The sequence below is a fragment of the Parabacteroides sp. AF39-10AC genome (assembly GCF_003635405.1).
GTDB lineage: Bacteria > Bacteroidota > Bacteroidia > Bacteroidales > Tannerellaceae > Parabacteroides > Parabacteroides distasonis.
On record NZ_QTLP01000006.1, the window covers coordinates 164078 to 187834 of the forward strand.

The 23757-nt window shown below is 47.7% G+C and carries 16 protein-coding genes and 1 tRNA gene; 6 read left to right on the top strand and 11 right to left on the bottom strand.

Annotated elements, in window-relative coordinates:
- Positions 1 to 33: 33 nt before the first annotated feature.
- The 8 genes from DW033_RS07575 to DW033_RS07610 all read right to left on the bottom strand — a co-directional run bounded on the left by DW033_RS07575 (position 34) and on the right by DW033_RS07610 (position 9504).
- Positions 34 to 618 carry a 50S ribosomal protein L25/general stress protein Ctc gene (locus tag DW033_RS07575; RefSeq protein WP_005861962.1) on the bottom strand — a complete coding sequence of 195 codons (585 nt, stop codon included), beginning with the start codon at positions 616 to 618 and terminating at the stop codon, positions 34 to 36.
- 136 nt (positions 619 to 754) lie between these two features.
- The gene (locus DW033_RS07580) at positions 755 to 1546 is read right to left on the bottom strand and encodes an SDR family oxidoreductase (RefSeq protein ID WP_122382617.1); all 792 of its coding nucleotides are present in this window, start codon (positions 1544 to 1546) and stop codon (positions 755 to 757) included.
- Positions 1546 to 2769 (bottom strand): NADH:flavin oxidoreductase, encoded by a 1224-nt coding sequence (locus tag DW033_RS07585; protein ID WP_122382618.1) that lies wholly within the window; start codon positions 2767 to 2769, stop codon positions 1546 to 1548. The genes DW033_RS07580 and DW033_RS07585 overlap by 1 nt, the downstream gene beginning before the upstream one ends.
- 36 nt (positions 2770 to 2805) lie before the next feature.
- On the bottom strand, positions 2806 to 3099 hold the full coding sequence (locus DW033_RS07590) for a PG0541 family transporter-associated protein (protein ID WP_005866064.1): 294 nt from the start codon (positions 3097 to 3099) through the stop codon (positions 2806 to 2808).
- Positions 3100 to 3269: 170 nt separating this feature from the next.
- The gene (locus tag DW033_RS07595; protein WP_048928072.1) at positions 3270 to 6389 is read right to left on the bottom strand and encodes an efflux RND transporter permease subunit; all 3120 of its coding nucleotides are present in this window, start codon (positions 6387 to 6389) and stop codon (positions 3270 to 3272) included.
- 6 nt (positions 6390 to 6395) lie between these two features.
- Positions 6396 to 7421, bottom strand: coding sequence for an efflux RND transporter periplasmic adaptor subunit (locus DW033_RS07600; protein WP_008774010.1), 1026 nt, complete (start codon positions 7419 to 7421; stop codon positions 6396 to 6398).
- Positions 7422 to 7467: 46 nt separating this feature from the next.
- Positions 7468 to 8859: a TolC family protein gene (locus DW033_RS07605; protein WP_008778062.1), complete on the bottom strand. Its 1392-nt coding sequence runs from the start codon at positions 8857 to 8859 to the stop codon at positions 7468 to 7470.
- A 42-nt stretch (positions 8860 to 8901) separates the two neighbouring features.
- Positions 8902 to 9504, bottom strand: coding sequence for a TetR/AcrR family transcriptional regulator (locus DW033_RS07610; protein WP_005866074.1), 603 nt, complete (start codon positions 9502 to 9504; stop codon positions 8902 to 8904).
- A gap of 311 nt (positions 9505 to 9815) precedes the next feature.
- Here DW033_RS07610 and DW033_RS07615 point away from each other — a divergent pair, with 311 nt between their 5' ends.
- Positions 9816 to 10721 carry an AraC family transcriptional regulator gene (locus DW033_RS07615; protein ID WP_048928073.1) on the top strand — a complete coding sequence of 302 codons (906 nt, stop codon included), beginning with the start codon at positions 9816 to 9818 and terminating at the stop codon, positions 10719 to 10721.
- Here the strand turns inward: DW033_RS07615 and DW033_RS07620 are convergent.
- Positions 10716 to 11252, bottom strand: a complete 537-nt coding sequence (locus tag DW033_RS07620) for an HdeD family acid-resistance protein (RefSeq protein WP_005866076.1) — start codon at positions 11250 to 11252, stop codon at positions 10716 to 10718. The genes DW033_RS07615 and DW033_RS07620 overlap by 6 nt on opposite strands.
- A gap of 184 nt (positions 11253 to 11436) precedes the next feature.
- Between DW033_RS07620 and DW033_RS07625 the strand changes: the two genes are divergently transcribed.
- From DW033_RS07625 to DW033_RS07645, 5 genes are all read left to right on the top strand, one after another.
- Positions 11437 to 12525: an acyltransferase gene (locus tag DW033_RS07625; RefSeq protein ID WP_036651401.1), complete on the top strand. Its 1089-nt coding sequence runs from the start codon at positions 11437 to 11439 to the stop codon at positions 12523 to 12525.
- Between the two features lie 113 nt (positions 12526 to 12638).
- Complete coding sequence (locus DW033_RS07630) at positions 12639 to 13658, top strand: L,D-transpeptidase (RefSeq protein ID WP_036612293.1); 1020 nt, start codon at positions 12639 to 12641, stop codon at positions 13656 to 13658.
- 34 nt (positions 13659 to 13692) lie between these two features.
- Entirely contained in the window at positions 13693 to 14433 is a 741-nt protein-coding gene (locus tag DW033_RS07635; RefSeq protein ID WP_005866080.1) for a murein L,D-transpeptidase catalytic domain family protein, read from the top strand.
- Positions 14434 to 14492: 59 nt separating this feature from the next.
- Positions 14493 to 14567 (top strand) — tRNA-Pro (locus tag DW033_RS07640).
- Between the two features lie 228 nt (positions 14568 to 14795).
- Entirely contained in the window at positions 14796 to 15941 is a 1146-nt protein-coding gene (locus tag DW033_RS07645; protein WP_229103437.1) for a site-specific integrase, read from the top strand.
- 30 nt (positions 15942 to 15971) lie between these two features.
- Here the strand turns inward: DW033_RS07645 and DW033_RS07650 are convergent, their stop codons facing one another.
- The gene (locus DW033_RS07650; protein ID WP_048928075.1) at positions 15972 to 16346 is read right to left on the bottom strand and encodes a hypothetical protein; all 375 of its coding nucleotides are present in this window, start codon (positions 16344 to 16346) and stop codon (positions 15972 to 15974) included.
- Positions 16343 to 23746 (bottom strand): CotH kinase family protein, encoded by a 7404-nt coding sequence (locus DW033_RS07655; RefSeq protein ID WP_122382619.1) that lies wholly within the window; start codon positions 23744 to 23746, stop codon positions 16343 to 16345. Before DW033_RS07655 ends, DW033_RS07650 begins: the two co-directional genes overlap by 4 nt.
- Between the last annotated feature and the right edge of the window lie 11 nt (positions 23747 to 23757).

A 23757-nucleotide genomic window follows, 5' to 3' on the forward strand; every position in this document is an offset into this window, starting at 1 on the left:
CTTCATGTATTGTAATAATGTTTTTACCTCAGATTATCCTTTAGCCTGAGCACCACGAGCGGCACGAGTCAATTGAACGGCGCAAACAACAGCGTTTTTAGCGTTCATCAATTCAAGACCTTCGAAGTGCAAAGCACCTACCTGCATAGTCTTACCTAATCCAAGGTGATCCACATTAATCGTCAACTTTTCAGGGATTTGATCGTATATAGCTTTCACTTTCAGTTTTCTCATTTGAAGAGACAACTTACCACCGGCTTTAACACCTTCTGCGTGACCTTCCAAAACAACCGGAACTTCCATTACTACGGCTTTGTCCTTAGATACTTCCAAGAAGTCCATGTGAAGGATTTCGTCAGTTACAGGTTGGAACTGCATGTCCTTAACGATTGCCATCGTCTTGTTACCGTCAATGCTTAACTCAACAACGAAAATCTCCGGAGTGTAAACCAACTTACGAACGGCTTCTTTTGTAACCGTGAAGTGAGTTACTTTTTCGCCACCGTATAATACAGCGGGAATTTCATTGTTCTTACGCATTGCCTTCAAGGCTCTTTTCTGATCAGCGGAACGAGCGACGATCTCTCTTCCTTTTCCTTCTAACTCAAAAGTCTTCATTTTCTTTAATTTTTGTGTTACTCAAAATTAGTTATTTTGCTTCCTAATTTCCCATCACACGGTACGGGGCTAAAAAGCGGTGCAAAGATACGATTTTTGTTTGATGTGACAAATATTTCGCATGTTATTTGTCGGATTATCGATCTAGCTTCACTAATTTCGTGGTTCGCATGATCCAGCGGACAAGGCCGTGGGGGAGGAGCACAACGAGGGGTGTGCATATTTTGTTGAAGAGACCCGGTAATAGGGAAGCCCGGTGGTGAAACAAGGCATTAATCCCTTTTTTAGCCAGTTTTTCCGGGCGCATCATGATACCTAGGCGGATCGCTAAGGTCTTTAAGTTGTCGCTTAGGTTATATAAATTCGTGGCGACGGCGCCGGGACAAAGTACGGTTACGCTTACTCCATAATCCAGTAACTCCGAACGCAAGCCTCGGGAGAAGCTTTTCAAGTATCGCTTGGTGGAAGCGTACAGCGTAATTCCCGGATAAGGTAGCCAACAAGATAGGGATGACATATTGAGGATATATCCATGACGCCGTTTCTTCATCTCTTGCCCGAAATAATAACAAAGCTGGGTAGGAGTGGTCACGTGGAGGTAGAGCATTTTCTCGACGATGTTGGCCTTAGCTTGTAAGGTCTCGCAGAAAAAAAACATACCGGCGTTATTGACCAATACCTCTATTGGGATGTTTTTCTCTTGGCAAGTATCATATAGCTCCTTGGCCGCCCCGGGGATCGCCAAATCACGATAAAGCGGCAAAACTTCTATACCATATTTCTCGGAGAGAAACTCACCTTTCTCCCGGATCGCCTGCTTCTCATTGCTGACGATCACTAACTGATAGCCTCGTGAGGCTAGTTCCTCGGCATAGGCGAGACCTATTCCGGAGCTGGCCCCCGTGACTAAAGCCCATTTCTTTTCCATTATTTATATTCAAGCCTTTTGATTTCACGTACGATACATTCCGGAAGACCTTTCACGTTCTTATGACAGACCATATCCTCACTATACATACGGGCGATACAATAGTTGCTATGCCCACAATCGCAACGGGCGTGCTCGTCTTCTTTCATACGGTTGACGAAGCCCGGCTCGTTCACCAAGGCACGTGCCATGGCCACAAACTCGAACCCGTCGTTCAGTACCTCCTCGATCTTGTCTCTGGAGACTAATCCTCCTACGTAAATAAGAGGTAAATGTAAGGCTTTGCGGAATTTCAACGCATCTTCAAGGAAGTAAGCCTCCTTAAACGGTTCCGAGGGAATCATATATTTACCCACCATGCGGATTCCAATCGGTAGATAGCCGCGAGGCATATAATACGCCATCGTACGGATCGGCATTTCTCCCCGCATTACATACATGGGGGCACGGCTCACGAATCCGCCGCTTAGTACTAAGGCATGCGCTCCGCATTGGTCTTGGAGTGTACGGGCTACTTCTAGACATTCGTCTATTTCAAGTCCTCCCTTGAACCCGTCCCGCATATTGGTCTTTACGGTTACGGCCATGTCGGAACCTGCTGCTTTCATCACCTCTTCCATACACATTCTCATGAAGCGCATACGGTTCTCAAGGCTTCCTCCATATTCGTCTTTCCGGTGGTTGGTATACGGGGAAAGGAATTGGCTGATCAGATAACCATGCCCGGCATGGATCTCGACAGCGTCCATACCTGCCTCACGTGCCAATCGTACGGCCTCACCGTAGGCACGAGCCATGGAAGCGATCTCGGATTGTCTCATACCTCGTACGATCGTGGGAGAGTAGAGGTTGAAACCGCTGGACGCTGAAATAGGCGTGCATCCGCAAATCCGCTTATGCGACATATTACCACAATGGCCTAACTGGATGGAAGCGGCGGCTCCCTCTTTATGGATAGCGTCGGTGAGCTTGCGGAGGCCGGGAATAATATCCGGACGCATCCACAGCTGACGCTCGAACGACAAGCCGCTTTGCGTCACGGCGGCATAAGCTATGTTCGTCATGCCGATCCCTCCGGCGGCTACGGATGTGTGATAGTTGAATAACTGCTCCGAGGGAGCGTTTCTCGGGCACATACTCTCGAATGCGGCGGCCCGGATCGTGCGGTTCCTAAGTGTTAGCGGACCGATCTTACCGGGTGTAAACAGGATTGATTTGTCCATATCAATAGATTAATGTAGTTGTTTCGAAAAATTAAGTTAGATGGTTTTCTCTATATTCCAGACGAAGGCCCGAAGCCCTTGCGCTTCCGTTTCCTTGTCTAAGTTGTGTAGGATTTCCAGAAAATGATCGACCTTCTCGTCTTCTACCATCGTAAGGATAGCTGAATTCAAGGTAGGCCAAGCGTGATTGCCGTAATGTGGCTCGCCTGTTTTACTTCCCCGTCCTTGCACGACATCCCAATAGGTAAAACCTTTAAGGTTATTACGGTCCATGATACTGACGATAGCTTCGTAATACGCTTGATTGAAAGATATAAATATCGCTTTCATATAGTTGTTTTTTATGAGATCGCATATCCGTAGGGAAGCTTTTCTTACGATGGGCATTCAAGCCTGCTTATTATGGGCATCGTAAGCACCTTACAATGGGCATTGTTATGACCTAACAATGCCCATCGAGGTTTGCTTGGCCTCGGCTTCCCTATGGTACGCAAAGATAATTAATTATTTCGTAATGCCTTCCTTATTTTGCGGCGTCTTCGTTTTACGCCGTTGGCAGCGAATACGGCATAGACCGTCGGAACAATAATCAAGGTAATCAAGGTGGATACGGAAAGACCCCAAGCCACAGTCATACCCATCGAGCGCCACATCTCGGAACCCTCGCCGGTTCCCACCGCCATCGGGATCATACCCAAAACGGTCGTCAACGTTGTCATCAATACCGGACGGAGACGGGATTTTCCGGCAGTCACTACCGACGTGATAATACCCATGCCACGCTCCCGGCATAAGATCGTATAGTCGATCAGCACGATACCGTTCTTAACCACGATACCCATCAACATGATCACGCCGATCAAAGCCATAACGCCCAATGGTGTCTGCGTGACCGCCAATCCCAATACGATACCTGTAAAGGCGAACGGGATAGAGAACATGATCACGAACGGGTCTACCAACGACTCGAACTGGGCAGCCATCACGATGAATACCAAGATGATGATCAATACCATCAAGATACCCAAATCGGTAAATGTATCCTGCTGATCTTCGAATGTTCCACCCAACTGCCAACTTACGTCGGATGGGATATCCATTTGTTTCAACTCATTCCGGGCGGCGGCAACCAAGTCGCTCAATGCTGCTCCCTTACCCGCTACGGCAGATACGGTGATCACACGCTCACGGTCTTTACGCTCGATGGTCGGGGGAGTCATACGTTCCACTACCTTGCCTAAATCACGGATGCGGATGCCTTTGCCCTCATTGTTATAGATCAAAATATTCTCAAGATCCTCTACGGACTCACGGAACTCTGGGGCGTAACGTACCTTGATATCATACTCATCTCCATCCTCACGATATTTTGAAGCGGTGGAACCATTTACACGGTTTCGGAGATACATGGAGGCGGTGGTTACGTTCAGCCCGTTGATGGCCAGTTTCTCCCGGTCGAAGTCGATCTGGTATTCCGGGATATAATCCTCACGGCTGATATTTACTTGCGAGCATCCTTTTACATTTCTCATACGACGGGCGATCTCATTCGCCACGGCATCCGTCTGGGCGAAATCAAAACCATAGATCTCGATGTTAACCGAGGTCTCTCCACCCATAGAACCTTCCTGCCCTCCGGCGAGTACCTCGAATTTCTTGATCTCGCTGTATTGGGCTAAGTCCTGCCGCATCAACTCGCAAATCTCGGTAAGACCTCTCTCACGGTCGCCCACGCTAGTCAGGTTTATATTGAACTCGATGATATGCGTACCGTTATTGCTTAGCTGGGCGAAGGTATTATCCGTATCCGCCGTACCTTCCGTGAAGTTACTGATCAGGATCTCCGGATATTTCTCACGGAACTTCTTGTCGATGTCGAGAGCTAACTCACGGGTAATATCCTGCCGTGTACCGATCGGCAACTCAATCGTTATACCGATGCGTGCGTTATCTTGCGTCGGGAAAAATTCCGTCTTGATGACCGGTATCAGCATCATACTGCCGATGAAGATCAGCGTAGCGCCTACGATCACCGTTTTCCGGTGGCGTACGGCCCAGTTCAAGAAGCGTCCGTAACCGCGATCCAAGGCGTTCAATCCCTTTTCGATAGGCGTGAAGAACATCCGGTACAATTTACCCTTCTCCGGTTGCTGGCGTAATAACTGTGAGCAAAGCATCGGGGTCAATGTCAAGGCACCTACCGTAGAAACGATCATGATGATACTAACGATCCATCCCAACTGCTTAAATAAGATACCCGCCATACCCGTAACCATCGTCAACGGCAAGAACACCGCCAACATCGTAAGGGTGGAGGCGATAACCGAGATAGCTACCTCGTTCGTGGCGTGTACGGCGGCCTGTTTCGGCTGGCTACCCCGCTCGATATGGGTCGTTACGTTCTCCAATACCACGATAGCGTCGTCCACCACCATGCCGATAGCGATAGAAAGTGAGCTCAACGAGATAATGTTTAACGTATTACCCGAGGCCAGCAAATAAGCGAAAGAAGCGATCAAGGAGATCGGGATGGTCAAGATAATGATAAACGTGGCCCTCCAACGTCCCAAAAACACGAATACCACCAACATAACGATGATAAAGGTAATCATGATCGTCTCTTTCAAGCTATCGATCGTATTCAAGATATTCGTGGAAGTATCCATGATTACGTCCAGCTTCACGTCTGAGGGTAAGCTAGCCTGTATCTCCGGAAGTTTCTGGTGTACCTTCTTGGCGATGTTCACCGAGTTCGCTCCGGACTGTTTCTGTATGACGATCATACCACCTTTCGTGCCGTTGTTGAACGTCTCTTGCGCACGTTCCTCGATACTGTCCTCTACACGGGCCACGTCACGCAGATATATGTTCTTTCCGTTCTGGCTACCGATCACTAGGTCCAGCATCTGCTTAGCGTCCGTGAATTCTCCTTGAACACGCAAGGAGTAGGTATTTGAGCCGATATCTACGCTACCCCCCGGTGTATTCCGGTTCTCTTGCGCGATGATGGTAGAGATACCTTCGATGGTCTGGCCGTAAGCCTCCAACTTGTACGGGTCGCAATACACTTGCAACTCACGGATCGGCGTACCGGAGATAGAAACGGCGCCCACGCCACTGATACGTGCCAATGGGTTGGATACCTTATCATCCAAGATCTTGTAAAGAGCGTTCGTGCTCTCCTCCGCGGTTACGGAGAGGATCAAGATGGGAATATCGTCCGTACCGAACTTGAAGATGATCGGATTCTCTACGTCATCGGGTAGGGAAGACTCTACCATGTCCAGTTTGTCGCGGACATCGTTCGTGGCGACATCGATATCGATGCCATAATTAAATTCCAACGTTACGATCGATATATTCTCACGGGATTGCGACGTGATATGCTTCAAGTCGCTTACGCTATTCAACACGTTTTCCAAGGGCTTCGAAACATTCATCTCGATATCCGAAGCGCTGGCGCCGGGATAGGCCGTCATCACCATGATGGTGTTCGTCTCTATCTCCGGAAGCAAGTCCACTGATAACCTGCTTAAGGAAAAAAGTCCGAAGATCACGATCGCCACAAATACAAGGGCGGTCGATACGGGCTTTCTTACCGCTGTTCCATATAAACTCATAGTCTGTTATTCGTTTTCGATTTCAACTTCCATACCGTTCGTCAGGCGGCTTTGCCCGGTGATAACCACTTGGTCGCCATCCTCCACTCCGGATATGATCTCATATTTATCACCCATACGGCGTCCTAGCTCCACCTTCTGGTAGGATACCTTGCCGTCTTTGCATACATAGATATACCGGTCGCCGGCGCCTGATTGTTTTACGATAGAGCGATCCGGAGCCACCACGTGATCCATATGGCCGAAACTCATTGTCACCCGGGCGAACATACCCGGTCGCACTCGCTCATCCGAGTTGGCGATCTTGATCTCCACGGGGAACGTGCGGGTAGCGGGATCGATCGTCGGGTAAACTAAGTTGACTTTACCCTTGAAAACCTCGTCTCCGTAGACATCCAGCCGGATGTCTACCTCATGGCCCTTCTTCACTTTCGTAAAAAGACTCTCGGAGACATTCACCATTAATTTGACCGGACGGATTTCCTCTACCGTATAGATGGGGTTTCCGCCGCTGTACATATCGCCGCTATCGTAGTTACGGGCGGTTACGACTCCGCTGATCGGGCTTAGCAATTGGGTGTTCTCCACCAAGTTTTTATACGTCTCGCGAGCCACCTCCAAGGAAGTCTTTTGGGCATCCCAAGCGGATTTGGAAGCACCGCCTACCTTATACAACTCGTCGATACGTTTGAACTCGATCTCTTGGTTATCCAATTGTATCTTCGCTTGCTTTAGACTTGTAGCGTCCATCTTGGCCAATAACTGCCCGGCTTTTACATGGTCGCCTACCTCGGCGAAGATTTTCTCGATACGGAATGGGGTTTGGGGAGCGATATTATTTTTGATATTCGCTTCCACTGTAGCGGTAAATTCACTGAGTTGCTCCACGTCTTGAACAGAGACCGTCTCCACTTTCACCTTTACTTTCTCATTCTGTGTTTCCGTGGCTTCCTCACTCTTATTACCCGAGCAAGACATCAGCAGGGCCAATGTAGCTATCGGTATTACTTTCAGCATTTGACTTGTCTTCATATAATTGTTCCTAATTATTATCTATTAAACTTTCAATTTTTAATTTTCAATTCATCTGTCCGTTACCCAATACTTTCTCCAGATCCGCCTTCGCTACCATATAGTCGTAGATAGATTGGTTGAAGTTCAACCGGGCCTGCGTCAAGGCAAGTTCGGCATCGTTCATCTCCAGCCATGTACCGGCTCCGGTGTCGTACCGTTTTTGCGAGATCATATATCCCCGTTCCGCTTGCTCGACTCCCTTTTGGGCGGCGTCGAACTTCTTGATACAGGTATTCATATTATCTATGTACTGTTTAACGGCCAACTGCAAATTACGCTTGGTATCGTCCCGTTGCAGGTTTAGTTGGTCGATGGAGACTTTCGTCTGCTTTACCTTATAAAATTTACTACCTCCGGAGAAGATAGGAACCGATAACGTGATACCGATCATCGAATAGGGGTTCCATCTGTAATTCTTGAACTTGAAGTCATTGTTCATGGCACTCCATTGATATAGACCGGTCAGCGACAAGGTCGGCAGATAATCGAATTTCTGCATGACCAGCGTCTTTTTTAGCTGTTCCGCCTGAAGGTCTAATTGTTTCAAGTCCGTATTCTCGGATAAGGTTGTATCCGTGGATAGATAGTCGGCGAAGAGGCTGGACTTGAAATCCGTCAGTTGCCCGTCGCAATCGATATTTAAATCCAGATCCATACCCAATAACGCTTTTAACTGCCATTTAGCCAAGGTAAGGGAGTTCTCTGCCTGCAACAGATTAGGCTCTGTATTCTTTACCGTCACATCGGCACGTATCAAGTCGTATTCAGCTACGGTTCCCTGTTCATACTTCCGTTTGATATCCAGATAATTCTCCATGGCATTGTCGTAACTTTGCTTGAATACCCGGTAAGAGTCGCTTGCCAGAAGGACGGCGTAAAAGCTCTTTTTCACTTGGTTCACCATCGCTATTTTAGAAGAGCGAGCTTGCTCCACCGCCAATTCCACGTCTAAGGCCGAGATACTCAAGCTTTTCCATAAGGAGGCGTTCACCAGTGGCATGGAAGCGTTGAAGCCCAAGCTCCAGTTGTTGCTACGTCCTACCTCGAAACCCTCGTCCATACTCGACATGTCCGTGCCTTCGGGCAAGCTGCCGCCTCCCATGTCACCCATGTCGAAATCCATATACATCACCTGTTTCTTCAAGGTACGGTTGTAGTCCCCCGCAAAACTGATCTGCGGAAATAGAGAAGCGTACGAGCCTTTACGTGCGTACTTTTTCTTCTGTATTTCTTTATCGGCAACTTTTACGGTCGGGTTCTCGCTAAGGGCGATCTCTAGCGCTTTCCCAAGATCCAGTTTCAGGGTGTCTTGAGCCAGAACCGGTCTCGCCGCCAGAAAAGGCAATACCATAAATGTGACCAACATCATTTTTCTACTCATCAATAATCGTTTCATTTAGGATAGATTTTGTCTGTGATTAAACTCATTAAGTGTTCGCTATAAATCATAGGATTGTTTGAGATCGAATCGGTCTAGGATCGCTCTTCCCTTCTCGGTACTGATCCCTTTCAGGAATGTGAGGAGGATCGTGTTGTATACCTCGGTGATGGAATGCTTGCAGAAGACATTGGAAGGCCGCAACATCTTCGTCTGCTCTTTCACCAGTAAGGCCATGATCTCGAAGTTGATCCCCTCTTGGAACACGCCCTCTTTAACGCCCCGTGTGAACAAGTCCATACACCTCTTACCCATTCTCGCTTTATTCATCTCTATTTTTTGTTGGGCTTTCGGATATTTCTTCAAGTCCTCGTAAAACTTCTCGTTGAACCATCTCGGGTTTTTCATCATCTCCTCATAGAAAAGCAGGATTACTTCCAAGGCATTGAAAGGTTCTTTTTCCAGTCCCGTCAGATATTGTCCGAGCGATTCGGAATTGTGATCGATCCCCTCGATCAGCAAGGTTTCCTTGTCCTCGAACGACTCGTAAAGTGTGCGCTTGGAGATACCAGCCGCTTTCGCTACATCATCCATACTCACACTCTTGATGCCATATTGAGAAAAAAGATCGAACGCCGTATTAATAATCTGTTCTTTTATCATATTCGTTTTTGTTACGTCAAAAGTAGCCGGGGCAATCCCCGTATACAAGTAAAAAGCGCTGACTCGTCCGTTGGAATCGACCAATGACCGGATATTCCCGTCGAATCTATTCGCAAAGGTCTGATATATTTAGAAAACCAGAAAGGTTTATACTGTTACGGTATTGGTATGGAATGAAACAGGATATTGTCAAAAATTCTTGTTATTCGTTCAATTTTGGATGAAAATTGGTTAAAAACGAAATAGTGGGTGGTCTTTGGCTTTTTATTTCTATCTTTGTCCGAGGTGATAATAAAAATCTACAGATAGATATGAAAAATTTACCTTTAATTGAAGTCACTGAGTTAATCAAGGGAATTGAGTCCAGCGACAACTTTCAAGATGATTTATCGATAGCGGATCTGAACGGAGATTTGATTAATTACGAGGAAAAAAGGCTGGAGCATTCCACCCCGATGCGTTTAAATGCCTTGTTGATGATCTTGGTACAGGAAGGTACTGCTGATATTTCGGTAGACTATATTCCATATAAGATAGAGAAGAATACGTTTATAACCTTGATGCCGACTCATATCATACAGGTATCGAAAGTGAGCAAAGATTTGAGAGGGCGTTTGTTGATCGTGTCCAGATCTTTTCTGGATGGATATACTACCCCGGCAGGGAAAAAAAACTCTATGGTGCATTATATGCAGATCCGTAAGAATCCATGTGCTGCGATGAGTGCCGAGGAGACTGAGCATATATCCGACCAATTCTCAATCTTACGGGAAAAGATGAAGCTGCGTACCCATTTTTTCCAGAAGGAGGCTCTCCAAAACGCCTTAGTCGGTTTCTTTATCGAGTTGGCTAATATCTTTATGGGTAAGAAGGAGCTGATGACGGCACCTACACTCTCCCGGAAGGAGGAGCTTTTCGAGCAGTTCCTGCAATTGCTTTTCGAGCATTGCAAGGAGCAGCACGTCGTTACTTTCTATGCCGAGAAATTATTTATTACCCCACAGTATCTTTCGCTTATCTTGAAAGAGCTAACGGGTAAATCAGCGAATAAATGGATTGACGACGCCTTGATCGTCGAGGCCAAGATGCTGTTGAAGGCCCCGCAAGCCACGGTTCAGCAAGTAGCGGATATACTCCACTTCTCCGATCAATCCACTTTCGGTAAGTTTTTCAAGAAGCATATGGGTATATCACCCATGGAATACCGGAAATCATAATCCGGTATTTTCTATACGCTTGCGGAACTTATACCAGTTGATCAACTCACAAGCCCCGTAGAAAATGCTGGCTACACCGAAGATTACGAATGTATTTGCCGCCGCCCCGAACGGGTAGGCAAGAATCATTACTCCGGTTATCAAGATCAAAGCCGGCATCAGGTAGAAGCCCAACGGTACATTGCTCCATTTCCTTGCGGATATCAATGAAACCAATTGCTGTACACCGGCAATTACCAATAAGGCTCCGAGTACGTACATTAATATATTCACGAAGAACTCGGGCATGATTACCAACCACGCTCCGAACAGTACGCTTCCCGCTGCCTCGATAGGAAACATCGGTTTTTCCCCGTTCTCGTTTTTCGGTCGGGTGAAATAGCTGAGGATAGCGAATAATCCCGGTAAAATGAATAGTATACCGATCGTGATAACCAGATAGGTTATGGCTGCTTCCGGCCATAATACCAAAACAAACCCTAATACCATCGCAAATGCGCTACGTAAAACCGCGCCATTAATAGATCTCATATGTTTTTATTTTAGATTTCATTTATAATATGACAAAGGTATATATTCTTTCCGACTTTTTTTACCTTTGTGCGCCATAAAGCAGTATCAGGAAAAACATCGAAATATATCCCTCTTGAATGCATGCTTCGCGTAAAAAGACAAACTTGAAATCATCTAACGAATAATAATACTAAAACAAAAAATGAAGCGTATAGTTTTTTTGGATTACGTGCGTGTGTTCGCGTGCTTCCTTGTCATGGTTGTCCACGCCAGTGAAAACTTTTATGGAGCTGAGGGCTCCACGGATATGGTGGGACCGCAATCTTATCTGGCCAATGAGGCCGATCGGTTGTGGGTAGCCGTATACGATGGTTTCTCACGCATGGCGGTGCCATTGTTTATAATTGTCTCCGCCTTTCTTCTTGCGCCGATGAAGGCAGGGCTGACCTCTTGGCAATTCTACCGTCAGCGTTGTATCCGCATCTTACCGCCGTTTTTCATATTTATGATACTATACAGCACTTTACCCTTGCTTTGGGGGCAGATAGATGCCGAGACATCATTGAAAGATATATCGAGAATATTCTTGAACTTTCCTTCACAGGCCGGACATTTGTGGTTCATGTACCCTTTGATCAGCCTCTATTTATTTATACCCGTAATATCGCCATGGTTGAATAAAGCCACGGCGAAAGAAGAGCGTTTTTTCATCGGCTTGTTTCTGTTGTCGACCTGTATGCCCTATCTCAATCGTTGCTTCGGCGAGGTGTGGGGACAATGTTTTTGGAACGAATACCATATACTGTGGTACTTCTCCGGTTATTTAGGATACCTCGTACTGGCACATTATATACATGTCCATCTTACATGGAACCGTTCTAAACGTCTGGTTATCGGAATCGCCTCGATGCTCGTCGGTGCCTTGCTGACGATTTATTCCTTCTATGTCCAAGCGATACCCGGAGTAACTCTTGTCACACCTGAGATAGAGATCGGATGGGCTTTCTGTACGATTAACTGTGTGCTTCTTACGGCGGGTACGTTCCTCGCTTTTACTTGCATAGGCAATTCGAAATCTCCACGACTCATAACAGAGATGTCTAAACTCAGCTACGGTATGTACCTTATGCATATATTTTGGCTCGGATTGTGGGTAACGGTGTTTAAGCACGACTTAGCCTTGCCTACTGTCGCCGCCATACCATGTATTGCGGTAAGTACATTTATCTGCTGTTATGTGACGACAAAGATTATCTCATTAATACCGGGCAGTAAATGGATTATAGGATGAATATAGGATAGCTCTGTCATTTGGCGCGGTTACTTTGTAAACAAGATGATAAGATTACCTGTTATTTGGAAAAAATCGTATATTTACGATATTCAAATAAATCCCGGGTAATAATGATGACGAGAACAGTTTTTATACTTTTGATATCGAGCCTTTGTACGCTAAGTTATTGTACGCCGAGGACCGAGCCTGCTCAAACCGAGGTCTTAACTCCTGTGGATTCTATATCGAAGGATTCCGCTGTGATCATGGAGACTTTGCCTCCCCATATCGAAATAGAGAAAGAGCTGCTTTACGATAAGCATACTTTAGAAGATACTTACCCCTATAAAGATACGACACGGGAGTTCCAGTGGGAGAAAATGAAAGAAAGATTATCCTTATTGGAGTCGATCCAAAGGGAGCCGTCTCAATGGGCGATCTTGCAGAACTATAAAAACAGGAATGGAGAGGCTCCTCTTGTAAAAGTCTTCAAGAGAGATGCCTATAAGAGGGTTTCCGATACGCTTGGTGTAGAACGCTATCAATCCGTCCCGCTTTATTTGCTGACTGATACCGTGATTCCCGAGATCTATGGACGTGACGGTAGCTTGGTTCGTATCAAGGCGATGGATGAGGATTCTAAATTCGCTCGTATACAAACCGTGTATGATGGGGAGGAGGAGTGGTATGCTCCGAAGAAATATATCAAGCAAATAGGGGATACGGTAGTCTTCGATAAGGCGATCTTCGTGGATCGTCATAACCAGAATATCGCGACCTTGGAGCACGTCGGCTCGAAATGGTTGGTTCGTAGCATGAACCCTGCGACTACCGGACAGCATCGTCCTCCTTATGCGCAGGAAACCCCGTTGGGAATGTATGTTCTCCAAGAAAAAAAGTCTCGCATGATCTATTTGGTAGACGGTTCCAAGGAGACAGGTGGATTCGCTCCTTATGCCAACCGTTTTACGAATGGGGCGTATATCCATGGCGTACCGGTCAACGCTCCTCGTAAATCGTTGATCGAGTATAGTCCTTCGTTGGGAACGACACCCCGGTCTCATATGTGTGTGAGAAACGCGACTTCGCATGCGCAATTTGTTTACGATTGGGCGCCTGTTAATGAGACGATTGTTTTTGTATTAGAATAAAAATCATAACTTTGCGGCGTTATTGTTTTTTAGTATGCGAAGGATTTTCTTGTATTTGTTTTTTATTGTCTTGTCTGTAGGTTCAATTTCAACCGGTGGCGTTTTGCGTGCCCTATCTCCGGAAACGGGATCAACGTCTGTGGCGGTTATGGGGCGCCAATTATATGAGGAGATGCGATTGGATCAATGGGTTTGTTTCGATGCGTTTATGCAGGGGCTTAGAGGTTCCGAGAAGATTGATCGGAAAAATAAGGATATCCTTACATTGATCGATTTCTCTAAACCTTCTACGGCGGAGCGTATGGTTGTATTGGATATACGGCAAAAGAGAATACTTTACACCTCTTTGGTTTCTCACGGTAAGAATAGCGGAGGGAATTATGCGACCTCTTTCTCGAACGAGAACGGTTCCCACAAAAGCTCTTTAGGATTTTATCTGACGGAAAATACGTACCAAGGCCGGAATGGCTATTCGCTTATCCTAAATGGATTGGAAAAAGGAATAAATGATTTGGCTAAGCAAAGGGCGATTGTAATTCATGGCGCCTCTTATTCCGATCCTTCTGTGGCAGCTTCCTCGGGTCGGTTAGGACGTAGCTTTGGTTGCCCTGCGTTGCCTGTATCTGTCAGTAAGCCAATTATTAATACGATAAAGAATGGAACCCTTTTATTTATTTACGCCAACGATAAGAACTATCTGACGCAAAGTTCCATTCTATCCACTCAACAAGAAAATGATATTTTTCATGAAAAAAGTTACCAAAAAGTTTTGTAGTTTAAAATAAAGGCGTACCTTTGCACCGCAATCAGAGATAAACACTATGAATTGCAAAACGGGGTGTAGCGCAGTCCGGTTAGCGCACCTGCTTTGGGAGCAGGGGGTCCCAAGTTCGAATCTTGGTACCCCGACTTAGAAAAAGGGAAATGGTTGATGTTCAACTGTTTCCCTTTAACTGTTTTAATACCCCCGGGACAGGAATGGGACATAAGTTATCAAAGTGCCTCGTTTTAACATAACGGGACAATTTTGAGACAGGAAATGTCTGTAAGATTTTTAGTGTAAATGTCTTAGCGTTGATTTTAATTTAAAATTGACGTTAAAAAAAAATGCCTAAAAGGAAACAAAGTTCGAGTGTTTTGAGCATCGTAGCTTATACTCCGCCTCAATTATATGTCGGTGTGGAATGGTATATCGGATTTATGGCCTTCGATCCAGCAAAGGGAAAGATGCGCCGAAAAAAAATCAAGCTTAATCATATTTCGAAAATAGGAGAGAGGAGGATCTATGCAAAAGATTTGATCAATCGTCTTTCGGAACAACTTCGAAGAGGTTGGAACCCATGGATTGAGCGGGAATCAGCATTATCTTATGTATTTATTGATGATGCCATAGAACATTTCTTTCGGATACAGAAAAAATATTTGGATGATGACATTATCCGAGAAGCTACTTATGTGGAATATCAATCAAAGATCAGGAATCTAAAGAAATACAATGAGTCGTTGAAACAGTCGGCTACGTATATTTACCAGATTGATCAGCGCTTTTTGCAAGAGTTTTTGGATCATATATACATTGATCGCGGCAATACGGCCAAAACTCATGATAACTACATAAGGGTTTTGAGTGTATTTTGTAAATTCCTAGTACGCTCTGGATATCACAAAACGAATATGGCCGAGGGTTTGCAAGTTTTAGGAAAGCGGCATTATCAAAAAAACAGGACAGTCTTGTCTATAAAAGATCTTGAGCGCTTACGGAACTACTTGATGGGGAATAATAAACATTTCTTGCTAGCCTGTTACATTGAATATTATTGCCTTATTCGCCCTAAAGAGATGTCAATGCTGAAAATAAGGGATATATCGTTTAAGAATCAAACGATTTTAGTTAGTGGTGATATATCGAAGAACCGAAAAGATGCGGTGGTTACATTGAATAAAAAGGTTATTCAATTGATGATAGATTTGAAAATCTACCAATATCCGATGAATTATTATCTTTTCTCAGATTCTTTCAAACCAGGAGAGAGTGGAAGAACCGAGAAACAGTTTAGGGATTATTGGTTATCTCATGTTATGAGAGATTTAAAGTTCCCGAAGGATTATAAGTTCTATTCCCTAAAAGATTCTGGAGTTACAATGATGCTTCGCCAAAATGTGGATGCTCTGTCTGTACGTGATCAAGCTAGGCATTCCTCAATATCAATAACGGATATATATACGCCACATGATTTGAAGGAGGCGAATCCTTTGTTGACGGATTTTGATACGGGATTTTAATGAAAATATGATCTGGTCGTTGTTAATAGATTACATTCCTAATAATCTCATCATCATCTCCACTTTCCTCTCCAAGGCACGATAATCGGCCAGTGTCACCCTTGGGGGTTCCGGGGGAAGATCGTCGGGAGGTTCGGGGGAGGCATCGGCGGCTATCATTGGCCTCACCGCTTCCTCCATGTCGGTATCCTCGTCAAGCAATACGGTCTCGGCGGCTACCGGATCGTCGATCTCCTCATAGTGCCCGGGGAGTTCTTCCAAGGGGGTATCCAGCCTCTCGCCGCCTAGGTGATAGGTCTTGCCCAGATAGATTTCCGGTCCGGCTATCCATCCGTCACTGATACGGCGGAAGACCTTGCCGTCCTCCGCTATCAGATGCTTGTTGCTCGATTCGTCTGTTCTCATGACTCCGTTTTTTCTGATATGGGTTTGATACGACTTGCGTAAGCGGACCAGTTCGTGGCCGTCTTATAGGTATCCACGGCATCGTCCGGCACGTAGATCGGACAGTTGTTGCCGTTCGTCAAGGCTCCGCTGGAGAGGGTGAAAGGAGGAGTGGATAAAACGCTGACGAAAGCTAGATTGTAGCAGCCAGACAGCAAGGATGAATTGCTGGTAAGCTTCACCCACGATGCCAATGGAGTCAAGTCCACGGAGGTTAGGCTGGTGCAGTTATACAGCAAGTAGTCGCAATTCGTAGCATTCACCCACGATGCCAGCGGGGTCAAGTCCACGGAGGTTAGCTTGGTGCAGCTAGACAGCAAGTAGTTGCAATTCGTAACATTCACCCACGATGCCAATGGAGTCAAGTCCACGGAGGTTAGGCTGGTGCAGTTATACAGTAAGGAGTTGCAATTCGTAACATTCACCCACGATGCCAATGGAGTCAAGTCCACGGAGGTTAGGCTGGTGCAGTTATACAGCAAGTAGTTGCAATTCGTAGCATTCACCCACGATGCCAGCGGGGTCAAGTCCACGGAGGTTAGCTTGGTGCAGCTAGACAGCAAGTAGTTGCAATTCGTAACATTCACCCACGATGCCAATGGAGTCAAGTCCACGGAGGTTAGGCTGGTGCAGTTATACAGTAAGGAGTTGCAATTCGTAACATTCACCCACGATGCCAATGGAGTCAAGTCCACGGAGGTTAGGCTGGTGCAGTTATACAGCAAGTAGTTGCAATTCGTAGCATTCACCCACGATGCCAGCGGGGTCAAGTCCACGGAGGTTAGCTTGGTGCAGCTAGACAGCAAGTAGTTGCAATTCGTAACATTCACCCACGATGCCAATGGAGTCAAGTCCACGGAGGTTAGGCTGGTGCAGTTATACAGTAAGGAGTTGCAATTCGTAACATTCACCCACGATGCCAATGGAGTCAAGTCCACGGAGGTTAGGCTGGTGCAGTTATACAGCAAGTAGTTGCAATTCGTAGCATTCACCCACGATGCCAGCGGGGTCAAGTCCACGGAGGTTAGCTTGGTGCAGCTAGACAGCAAGTAGTTGCAATTCGTAACATTCACCCACGATGCCAGCGGGGTCAAGTCCACGGAGGTTAGCTTGGTGCAGTTAGCCTGCAAGTAGATGCAACTCCTAACATTCACCCACGATGTCAGCGGGGTCAAGTCCACGGAGGTTAGACTGGTGCAGTTATACAGCAAGTAGTTGCAACTCGTAACATTCACCCACGATGCCAGCGGGGTCAAGTCCACGGAGGTTAGCTTGGTGCAGTTAGACAGCAAGGAGTTGCAACTCGTAACATTCACCCACGATGCCAGCGGAGTCAAGTCCACGGAGGTTAGGCTGGTGCAGTTAGACAGCAAGGAGTTGCAACTCGTAACATTCCCCCACGATGCCAGCGGGGTCAAGTCCACGGAGGTTAGCCTGGTGCAGCTAGACAGCAAGTAGTTGCAATTCGTAAAATTCACCCACGATGCCAGCGGGGTCAAGTCCACGGAGGTTAGCCTGGTGCAGCTAGACAGCAAGTAGTTGCAATTCGTAAAATTCACCCACGATGCCAGCGGGGTCAAGTCCACGGAGGTTAGCCTGGTGCAGCTAGACAGCAAGTAGTTGCAACTCGTAACATTCACCCACGATGCCAGCGGAGTCAAGTCCACGGAGGTTAGGCTGGTGCAGTTATACAGCAAGGAGTTGCAACTCGTAACATTCACCCACGATGCTAGCGGGGTCAAGTCCACGGAGGTTAGCTTGGTGCAGACAGACAGCGAGTAGTCGCAATTCGTAACATTCACCCACGATGCCAGCGGAGTCAAGTCCACGGAGGTTAGGCTGGTGCAGCCAGACAGCAAGTAGTCGCAACTCCTAACATTCACCCACGATGTCAGCGGGGTCAAGTCCACGGAGGTTAGGCTGGAGCAGTTATACAGCAAGGAGATGCAACTCGTAACATTCACCCACGATGCCAGCGGGGTCAAGTCCACGGAGGTTAGGCTGGAGCAGCCATACAGCAAGCTTGAAGCATCAGTTCTATCCGTATCATTCTTAAACACATCCTTTCCGAAGTAAATTAACTTAGAGCATCCACTGAAAGTAATATTAGAAATCTTACTGTCCCCAATGCTCCAATAGGCTATCAAGTTAGAACTAGAGCCCCTACAAGACGTGATGTCCCTGCAATCCCTTACCTCCATCTGGTGAAACCCGCTATTCCCATAGGTGTGGCTATAGGACTTGTATCCCGTACCGGAAGCATTTTCTGTCGTATCGTCACCCCAATCAATAACGTAATTAGCGGTAGGAGAAGAGACACTAATGGAGCAAGACGTTCCTGTAAACATCATCTGGATGTTTCCATTCTCTTCCGGCTTTATTCTCTCAGGGTTTAAGTTCATTTGAACATTGACAGTCATAGCGGATGTGCCTACTGTCACCTGTCCTTTATACTCGTAATAATCTGGATCTGTAACCGAATAATCCAAGGTACCTTTGGACAAAAGCAACGTACACTCTCCGTAACGGTTCGTGGTGCCACTCTTCCCTCCGCAAACAACCGTAGCCCCCTCTATATACAGAGAGGTATCCAATTTATCCACCACTACGAATTTTACGCTAACAGCCGCATAGACCTCCACCGTATTGGTGGTATCATTGGTTATCGCCGAAAAAGAGAATGTATTCGGAGAATATCCCGTAGCTTCCACAGTCCCGGAAACAGCCTCCCCACCCCGGATGTAGACATATCCGTTAGTGTCCGTTACATATCGCTTATCGCCGATGATGACGGAAGCGCCGGAAGGATAGACGCTTTGCCCGTATACCTTTACCCGGATCGTGCGCAGCGGGATATAGGTAATGGTATAGGTTTGCGTACGGGTACCGGCAACCAGATAGGAATCCGACAGGTCTTGGTGGTTATCACATTTGAAGTTGAAGTCGATCACGTTATCATCGTCCGCCGTGACCTTGTAGGTGTACTCATTTACTTTCTCGAAGTCAAAGTCACATTCAAACGTAGCATTAGTGATCGATTTTGCTTGGGAGGAACGGAACACGAAGGTCGTAATCGTGGGAGGTAAAAGATTAGTGTAAGTGATAACCAACTCCGGGAAGGCATCCCGGCATTTCGCTAGCTTATCCTCCGTTGCGGTAATGACATGCAGTTTGCCGGTAACTACGGCCTTAGTCAGATTGTTCCCGTTCTCATCGATACCACCCACCTTGATCAATTTATACACATCATTCAAGTTGTTCGCATTGGCATTGATGTTGATTAGGCGCACACGGTTCAGCACGGGATTCTTCATACCTAAGCAGCGCTCCACAAGGTAAAGAACGTTTATCCCCGTATCCTCGCAAACGATCGTAGTCAGTTTCGTAACCCCGGCTATATCGAAATAAGCGTCCGTAAGCTTGGATTGATTACGGAGGGTTAAGCCCGTGAGGGTAGCCGGGAGATACAGCTTGGAGAGGATACCGGCGGCAGGCAACACCACGGAGGTGATGGACGTGCCTTGGGCGTAGACCTCCTCCATGTTCTCGCATCCGGAGATATCCACCGCCTGCCTCAAGTTCGGGCAGTTACGGATGTCCAGCTTGCGGAGCATGTTGTTCGTTCCGATCGAGAGCACGGTAAGGTTCGTGTTCTGATAGCCCGACACGCCGCTACCGATCAACAACTCAGAGAGGCGGGTAGCCTTGGATACGTCGATCGTACCGGCGTACAACCCCGACATATCCCCCAGTGACTTTACCCGGCTCGCACCATAGATGATCGTCTCGGTGTCATTAAACACGATGTCGGGGGCCTCGATCAATACCGGCACGTCCTTGTAGGTACGTTGCCCCACCATGTAGGAACCGTACTTTACACGGGTATACTGATCGGCGTACGGGATGATCGTCATGTTGGCCGACGGGGACACGCCCGTCCATTCCCGGGGCGTATAGAGACGCAAGGTCGCGAAATCCGAGAGGAAACTGCCCGCCGTATACTTACTGTCTATATAAAGGAAGCGGTTATACGTCCACCACTTACGGTTCTCGATACGGGAGCCTTGGGCGGCGTACAGGTAAGACCCGTTGCCCTCCTCTATCAGCGGGTCGATATACTTGAAACGGCCGTCGGCGTTGTAGATCGCCTCGCACCATTTGTCCGATTGCTCGCCGTTCAACACGGACATGATCAAGTCGTACGAGAGCAATCCACGGGTACGGATATCCTTGTACATCGCCTCGATCTCGGAAGGGAAACATTTCTCAAGGTTGTTCCACAACACGCTACTCTCACCGTTCCAGACGTTTAGCGTACCTATCTTGTCGTGATATTCTATATTGTATCCGAAAGCGATCAAGCCCTCGTTATTCAGGCCGAAACAGGTGTCGTTATCATAGAAGATAAAGATCCATTTCCCCTCCTCGTGGAAATAGGTAAGGAACATGTTCTTCGCCCGCTGGTCCACCATACCGAACAACTCGGTGATAAGGTAGTAGGCGATCAAGTTATCAAGGTTGAAATGATTCCGAACCTCGTTCTTGAATTTATCCAAGTTATCCTTGGTGGATACGACCCATGAGGTAACGGCCATGAGCTTCTCCGGCTTGCGGGTGCCCGCCTCGTACTCGGCGTTGATAGCGTCATCGTCCGGATAACGGGACTCGAAATCGTTCATCCAGTCCGTCCCGGAGAAATCGGCGGACTTGAAGAGGCAACGATCGGAGGTGTTGTTCGAGAATTCCCAGCTCTCATCACCATCAGAAAACCCAAAGGTCTCGGCGGTGGACTTGTCGTTGTTGAAATTATACTTACCCACGAACTCGAGCGTATCACTGGCCGTCTCACGGTGGAAGATGGCTATCGGGTAGCCGTCTACCGTGGTGCGGACCTCCTTGTCTGTCTTTTGGGGCGGGGTGGTAAGCCCCATCTCTATCAATAGGGAATTGATGACCTTGGCCATACCCGTGTTGTGCGTACCGGAAGACTCGGCGAAATCCGCTTTCACGCAAAAGGCGTTCACGGGGATACTATCCGCCCGTAATGCGTATGTGGGCGATGTCCTTCCGCTCTCCGTGTAGGTGATATCGGCCTTGAACTTGAACTTCCAGTTCTTCCTCGGATAATATTGGGAGGAGGTACCTTGCACGTCATTCTGGACGTTCTCGCAAGAGAAAGATCGCCCGGGTTCTTGCAAGTCCGTAAAATAGACCTTGTTCGTTTTCTTATCGCCTTTATAAGTAGGCAACGGCCCCTCGAAGATCAAGCAAGGCAATCGCTCCAACACCTTTTGATAGGTGATATCCCCATAATCATTATATACTTGGTTCCGGTTGTAGATAGCCAGCGCCTTGTCGTAATCGTCCAGATCGCCTATGAAGTTATCGAGCATCTGGTATTGGTTCAAGTCGTTATCGTAGACACGGATGTTATACAGGTCGATCGTACAGCCCTCGCTACCGATCACGATATCCTGCGGAACCTTCTGCTGGAAATTATCCTCCGACGGATATTGCGCCGCCCCGGACATGATGCCGTTGATATAGATGTATATCAAACGGTTTAGCGTGCGTTTCTCAACCACGAAGGAGATGCGAACCCTCTCCTCCTCCTTGAACCGGGTGTCGATCGTGGTCTGCTCGGACGAGAACACCGCTTTCTGGGAAGATATCTGAAGGCCGATCCCCCCGTTCACGCACTCGATAGCGATAGCCTCGTAATCGGTCACGTCGCGGGTGGAGAACTCGAACTCGATGGTCTTACCCGTGGCCCGGAAATCATCCTTGAATATCTTCAGCGGGATACGCACACGGGCGTCACCCGACACACGGAGGGAGGTGCTATCCCGTTCCGAGATCCAGCCGTTCGTCTTGAAGTTGAAGCCGGTCAGATCCGCGGATATATCCCCGTATTTCCACTCGTTACGGTTATTGTCATTATTGCTCCGGTTCTGCGAGGTCAGCCAGAGTTGCAGGTTCGCCTTCTCCGGCTCCACGATCACCTCGGCGGGGGATACGGTGAGCGTAAAGGTCCGGGAGGCCGACCCGCTGGATATCTTCAGGGAGAGATCTCCCGACTGGGGAATACGGTAATTCCACTCGTGCAAGGTGCGGTCTACGCTCTGCGTGGATACCGTGGCGTTGTTCGCCGATAGCGTAACCTCCGATAGCGAGGAGTCCGGCGTATAGACCACGAAGGGGATCGTGAGCCGGTCGTATTGCCGCGCGGCGGTCTGGGCGAAAGAAGAGGCCACGATAGGCGTGTTATCCCCCTCCACGATACAGATAAGGTCGTTGGTAAGCGTGTTGCTCCGGATCAGCACCTCGTTGATAAGGGCCGTCATGTAGACTTGGAGCGAGTGCGCCCCATGCGCCTGCCTAGGGATCACGTAGGTCAATTGCCGGTTCGAGGCGCTGGTCTCCACCGTTCCCAACTCCTTCCCGTCCAGTACAAAATGCACCGTCTTGTTGATGGCCCCCACGGGCGTATAGCGATACACGATCTCCCCGGAATAGACGAGCGCCGGGTCTATGGAGGAGGATATGGACATGGATATCACCTCGATCGTATAGGATAGGGAACGTGACGATCCCGTGCTATCCTTCACGGTTACCCTTACCGTGTTGGAGCCGGTGATCAAGTGTTCCGTCGGATCGAAATAATTATTGCCCTGCGAGATGGATACCATGCCCACCTTCTGGCTGTTCACGGTGTAAGTGGCCGTTCCCGGCCCGGTCTCGGAACCGTCATCCTGATAGACGCTCGTGAAATTGTATCCCACGGTGACGGCGGCCCCCTCTACCGTGGTGATGAGCGTATCGGTGACACTCACGAGTTTCATGGTCACGCCGCCACCACCACTTCCTCCTCCGATCTCGGAGAGGTTCTTCACCGTCCAGAGCGAGCTACCGGCCTCTTGCACCAGCACACGGGACTCGTCCGGATCTTGGTCTACGATCTCATCCACGTTGGTAAGCTCGCCCAGCGAGCTAGCCCCGCCGCCGCCCCCGCTTCCGGAGCCTACCGGGATAGCGTCCGATACGACAATGCCCCCGGAGGTAAGATACAGATTACCGTCTTTCGAGTAGCCGTTATCCACCTTCTTCTCCAGCAATTTCTTGATCGCCTCCAGCTCCTTGGCATAATCCCCGTCCAATTTACCGAGCAAGTCTTTCAGCCGGACCTTCACGTAAGAGACGTTAAGACCTTTCTCCTCCAAGGCCGGCAAAGAGTTTACGAAATCCATGCTCTCCGCTACACGGAGATCCTCTACGCTAAGGGAACCCGCCTCTATAGCGTTCTTTACGATCGGGGTTAAAGTCTCGACCAGTTCTTTAATTTCTTCGAGAGTATATGCCATGGGATCAAGAT

Coding starts and splice junctions, on each gene's coding strand:
- DW033_RS07575 (WP_005861962.1), bottom strand. CDS start 618: ATGAAGACTTTTGAGTTAGAAGGAAAAGGAAGAGAGATCGTCGCTCGT.
- DW033_RS07580 (WP_122382617.1), bottom strand. CDS start 1,546: ATGGAAAAGAAATGGGCTTTAGTCACGGGGGCCAGCTCCGGAATAGGT.
- DW033_RS07585 (WP_122382618.1), bottom strand. CDS start 2,769: ATGGACAAATCAATCCTGTTTACACCCGGTAAGATCGGTCCGCTAACA.
- DW033_RS07590 (WP_005866064.1), bottom strand. CDS start 3,099: ATGAAAGCGATATTTATATCTTTCAATCAAGCGTATTACGAAGCTATC.
- DW033_RS07595 (WP_048928072.1), bottom strand. CDS start 6,389: ATGAGTTTATATGGAACAGCGGTAAGAAAGCCCGTATCGACCGCCCTT.
- DW033_RS07600 (WP_008774010.1), bottom strand. CDS start 7,421: ATGAAGACAAGTCAAATGCTGAAAGTAATACCGATAGCTACATTGGCC.
- DW033_RS07605 (WP_008778062.1), bottom strand. CDS start 8,859: ATGAAACGATTATTGATGAGTAGAAAAATGATGTTGGTCACATTTATG.
- DW033_RS07610 (WP_005866074.1), bottom strand. CDS start 9,504: ATGATAAAAGAACAGATTATTAATACGGCGTTCGATCTTTTTTCTCAA.
- DW033_RS07615 (WP_048928073.1), top strand. CDS start 9,816: ATGAAAAATTTACCTTTAATTGAAGTCACTGAGTTAATCAAGGGAATT.
- DW033_RS07620 (WP_005866076.1), bottom strand. CDS start 11,252: ATGAGATCTATTAATGGCGCGGTTTTACGTAGCGCATTTGCGATGGTA.
- DW033_RS07625 (WP_036651401.1), top strand. CDS start 11,437: ATGAAGCGTATAGTTTTTTTGGATTACGTGCGTGTGTTCGCGTGCTTC.
- DW033_RS07630 (WP_036612293.1), top strand. CDS start 12,639: ATGATGACGAGAACAGTTTTTATACTTTTGATATCGAGCCTTTGTACG.
- DW033_RS07635 (WP_005866080.1), top strand. CDS start 13,693: ATGCGAAGGATTTTCTTGTATTTGTTTTTTATTGTCTTGTCTGTAGGT.
- DW033_RS07650 (WP_048928075.1), bottom strand. CDS start 16,346: ATGAGAACAGACGAATCGAGCAACAAGCATCTGATAGCGGAGGACGGC.
- DW033_RS07655 (WP_122382619.1), bottom strand. CDS start 23,746: ATGGCATATACTCTCGAAGAAATTAAAGAACTGGTCGAGACTTTAACC.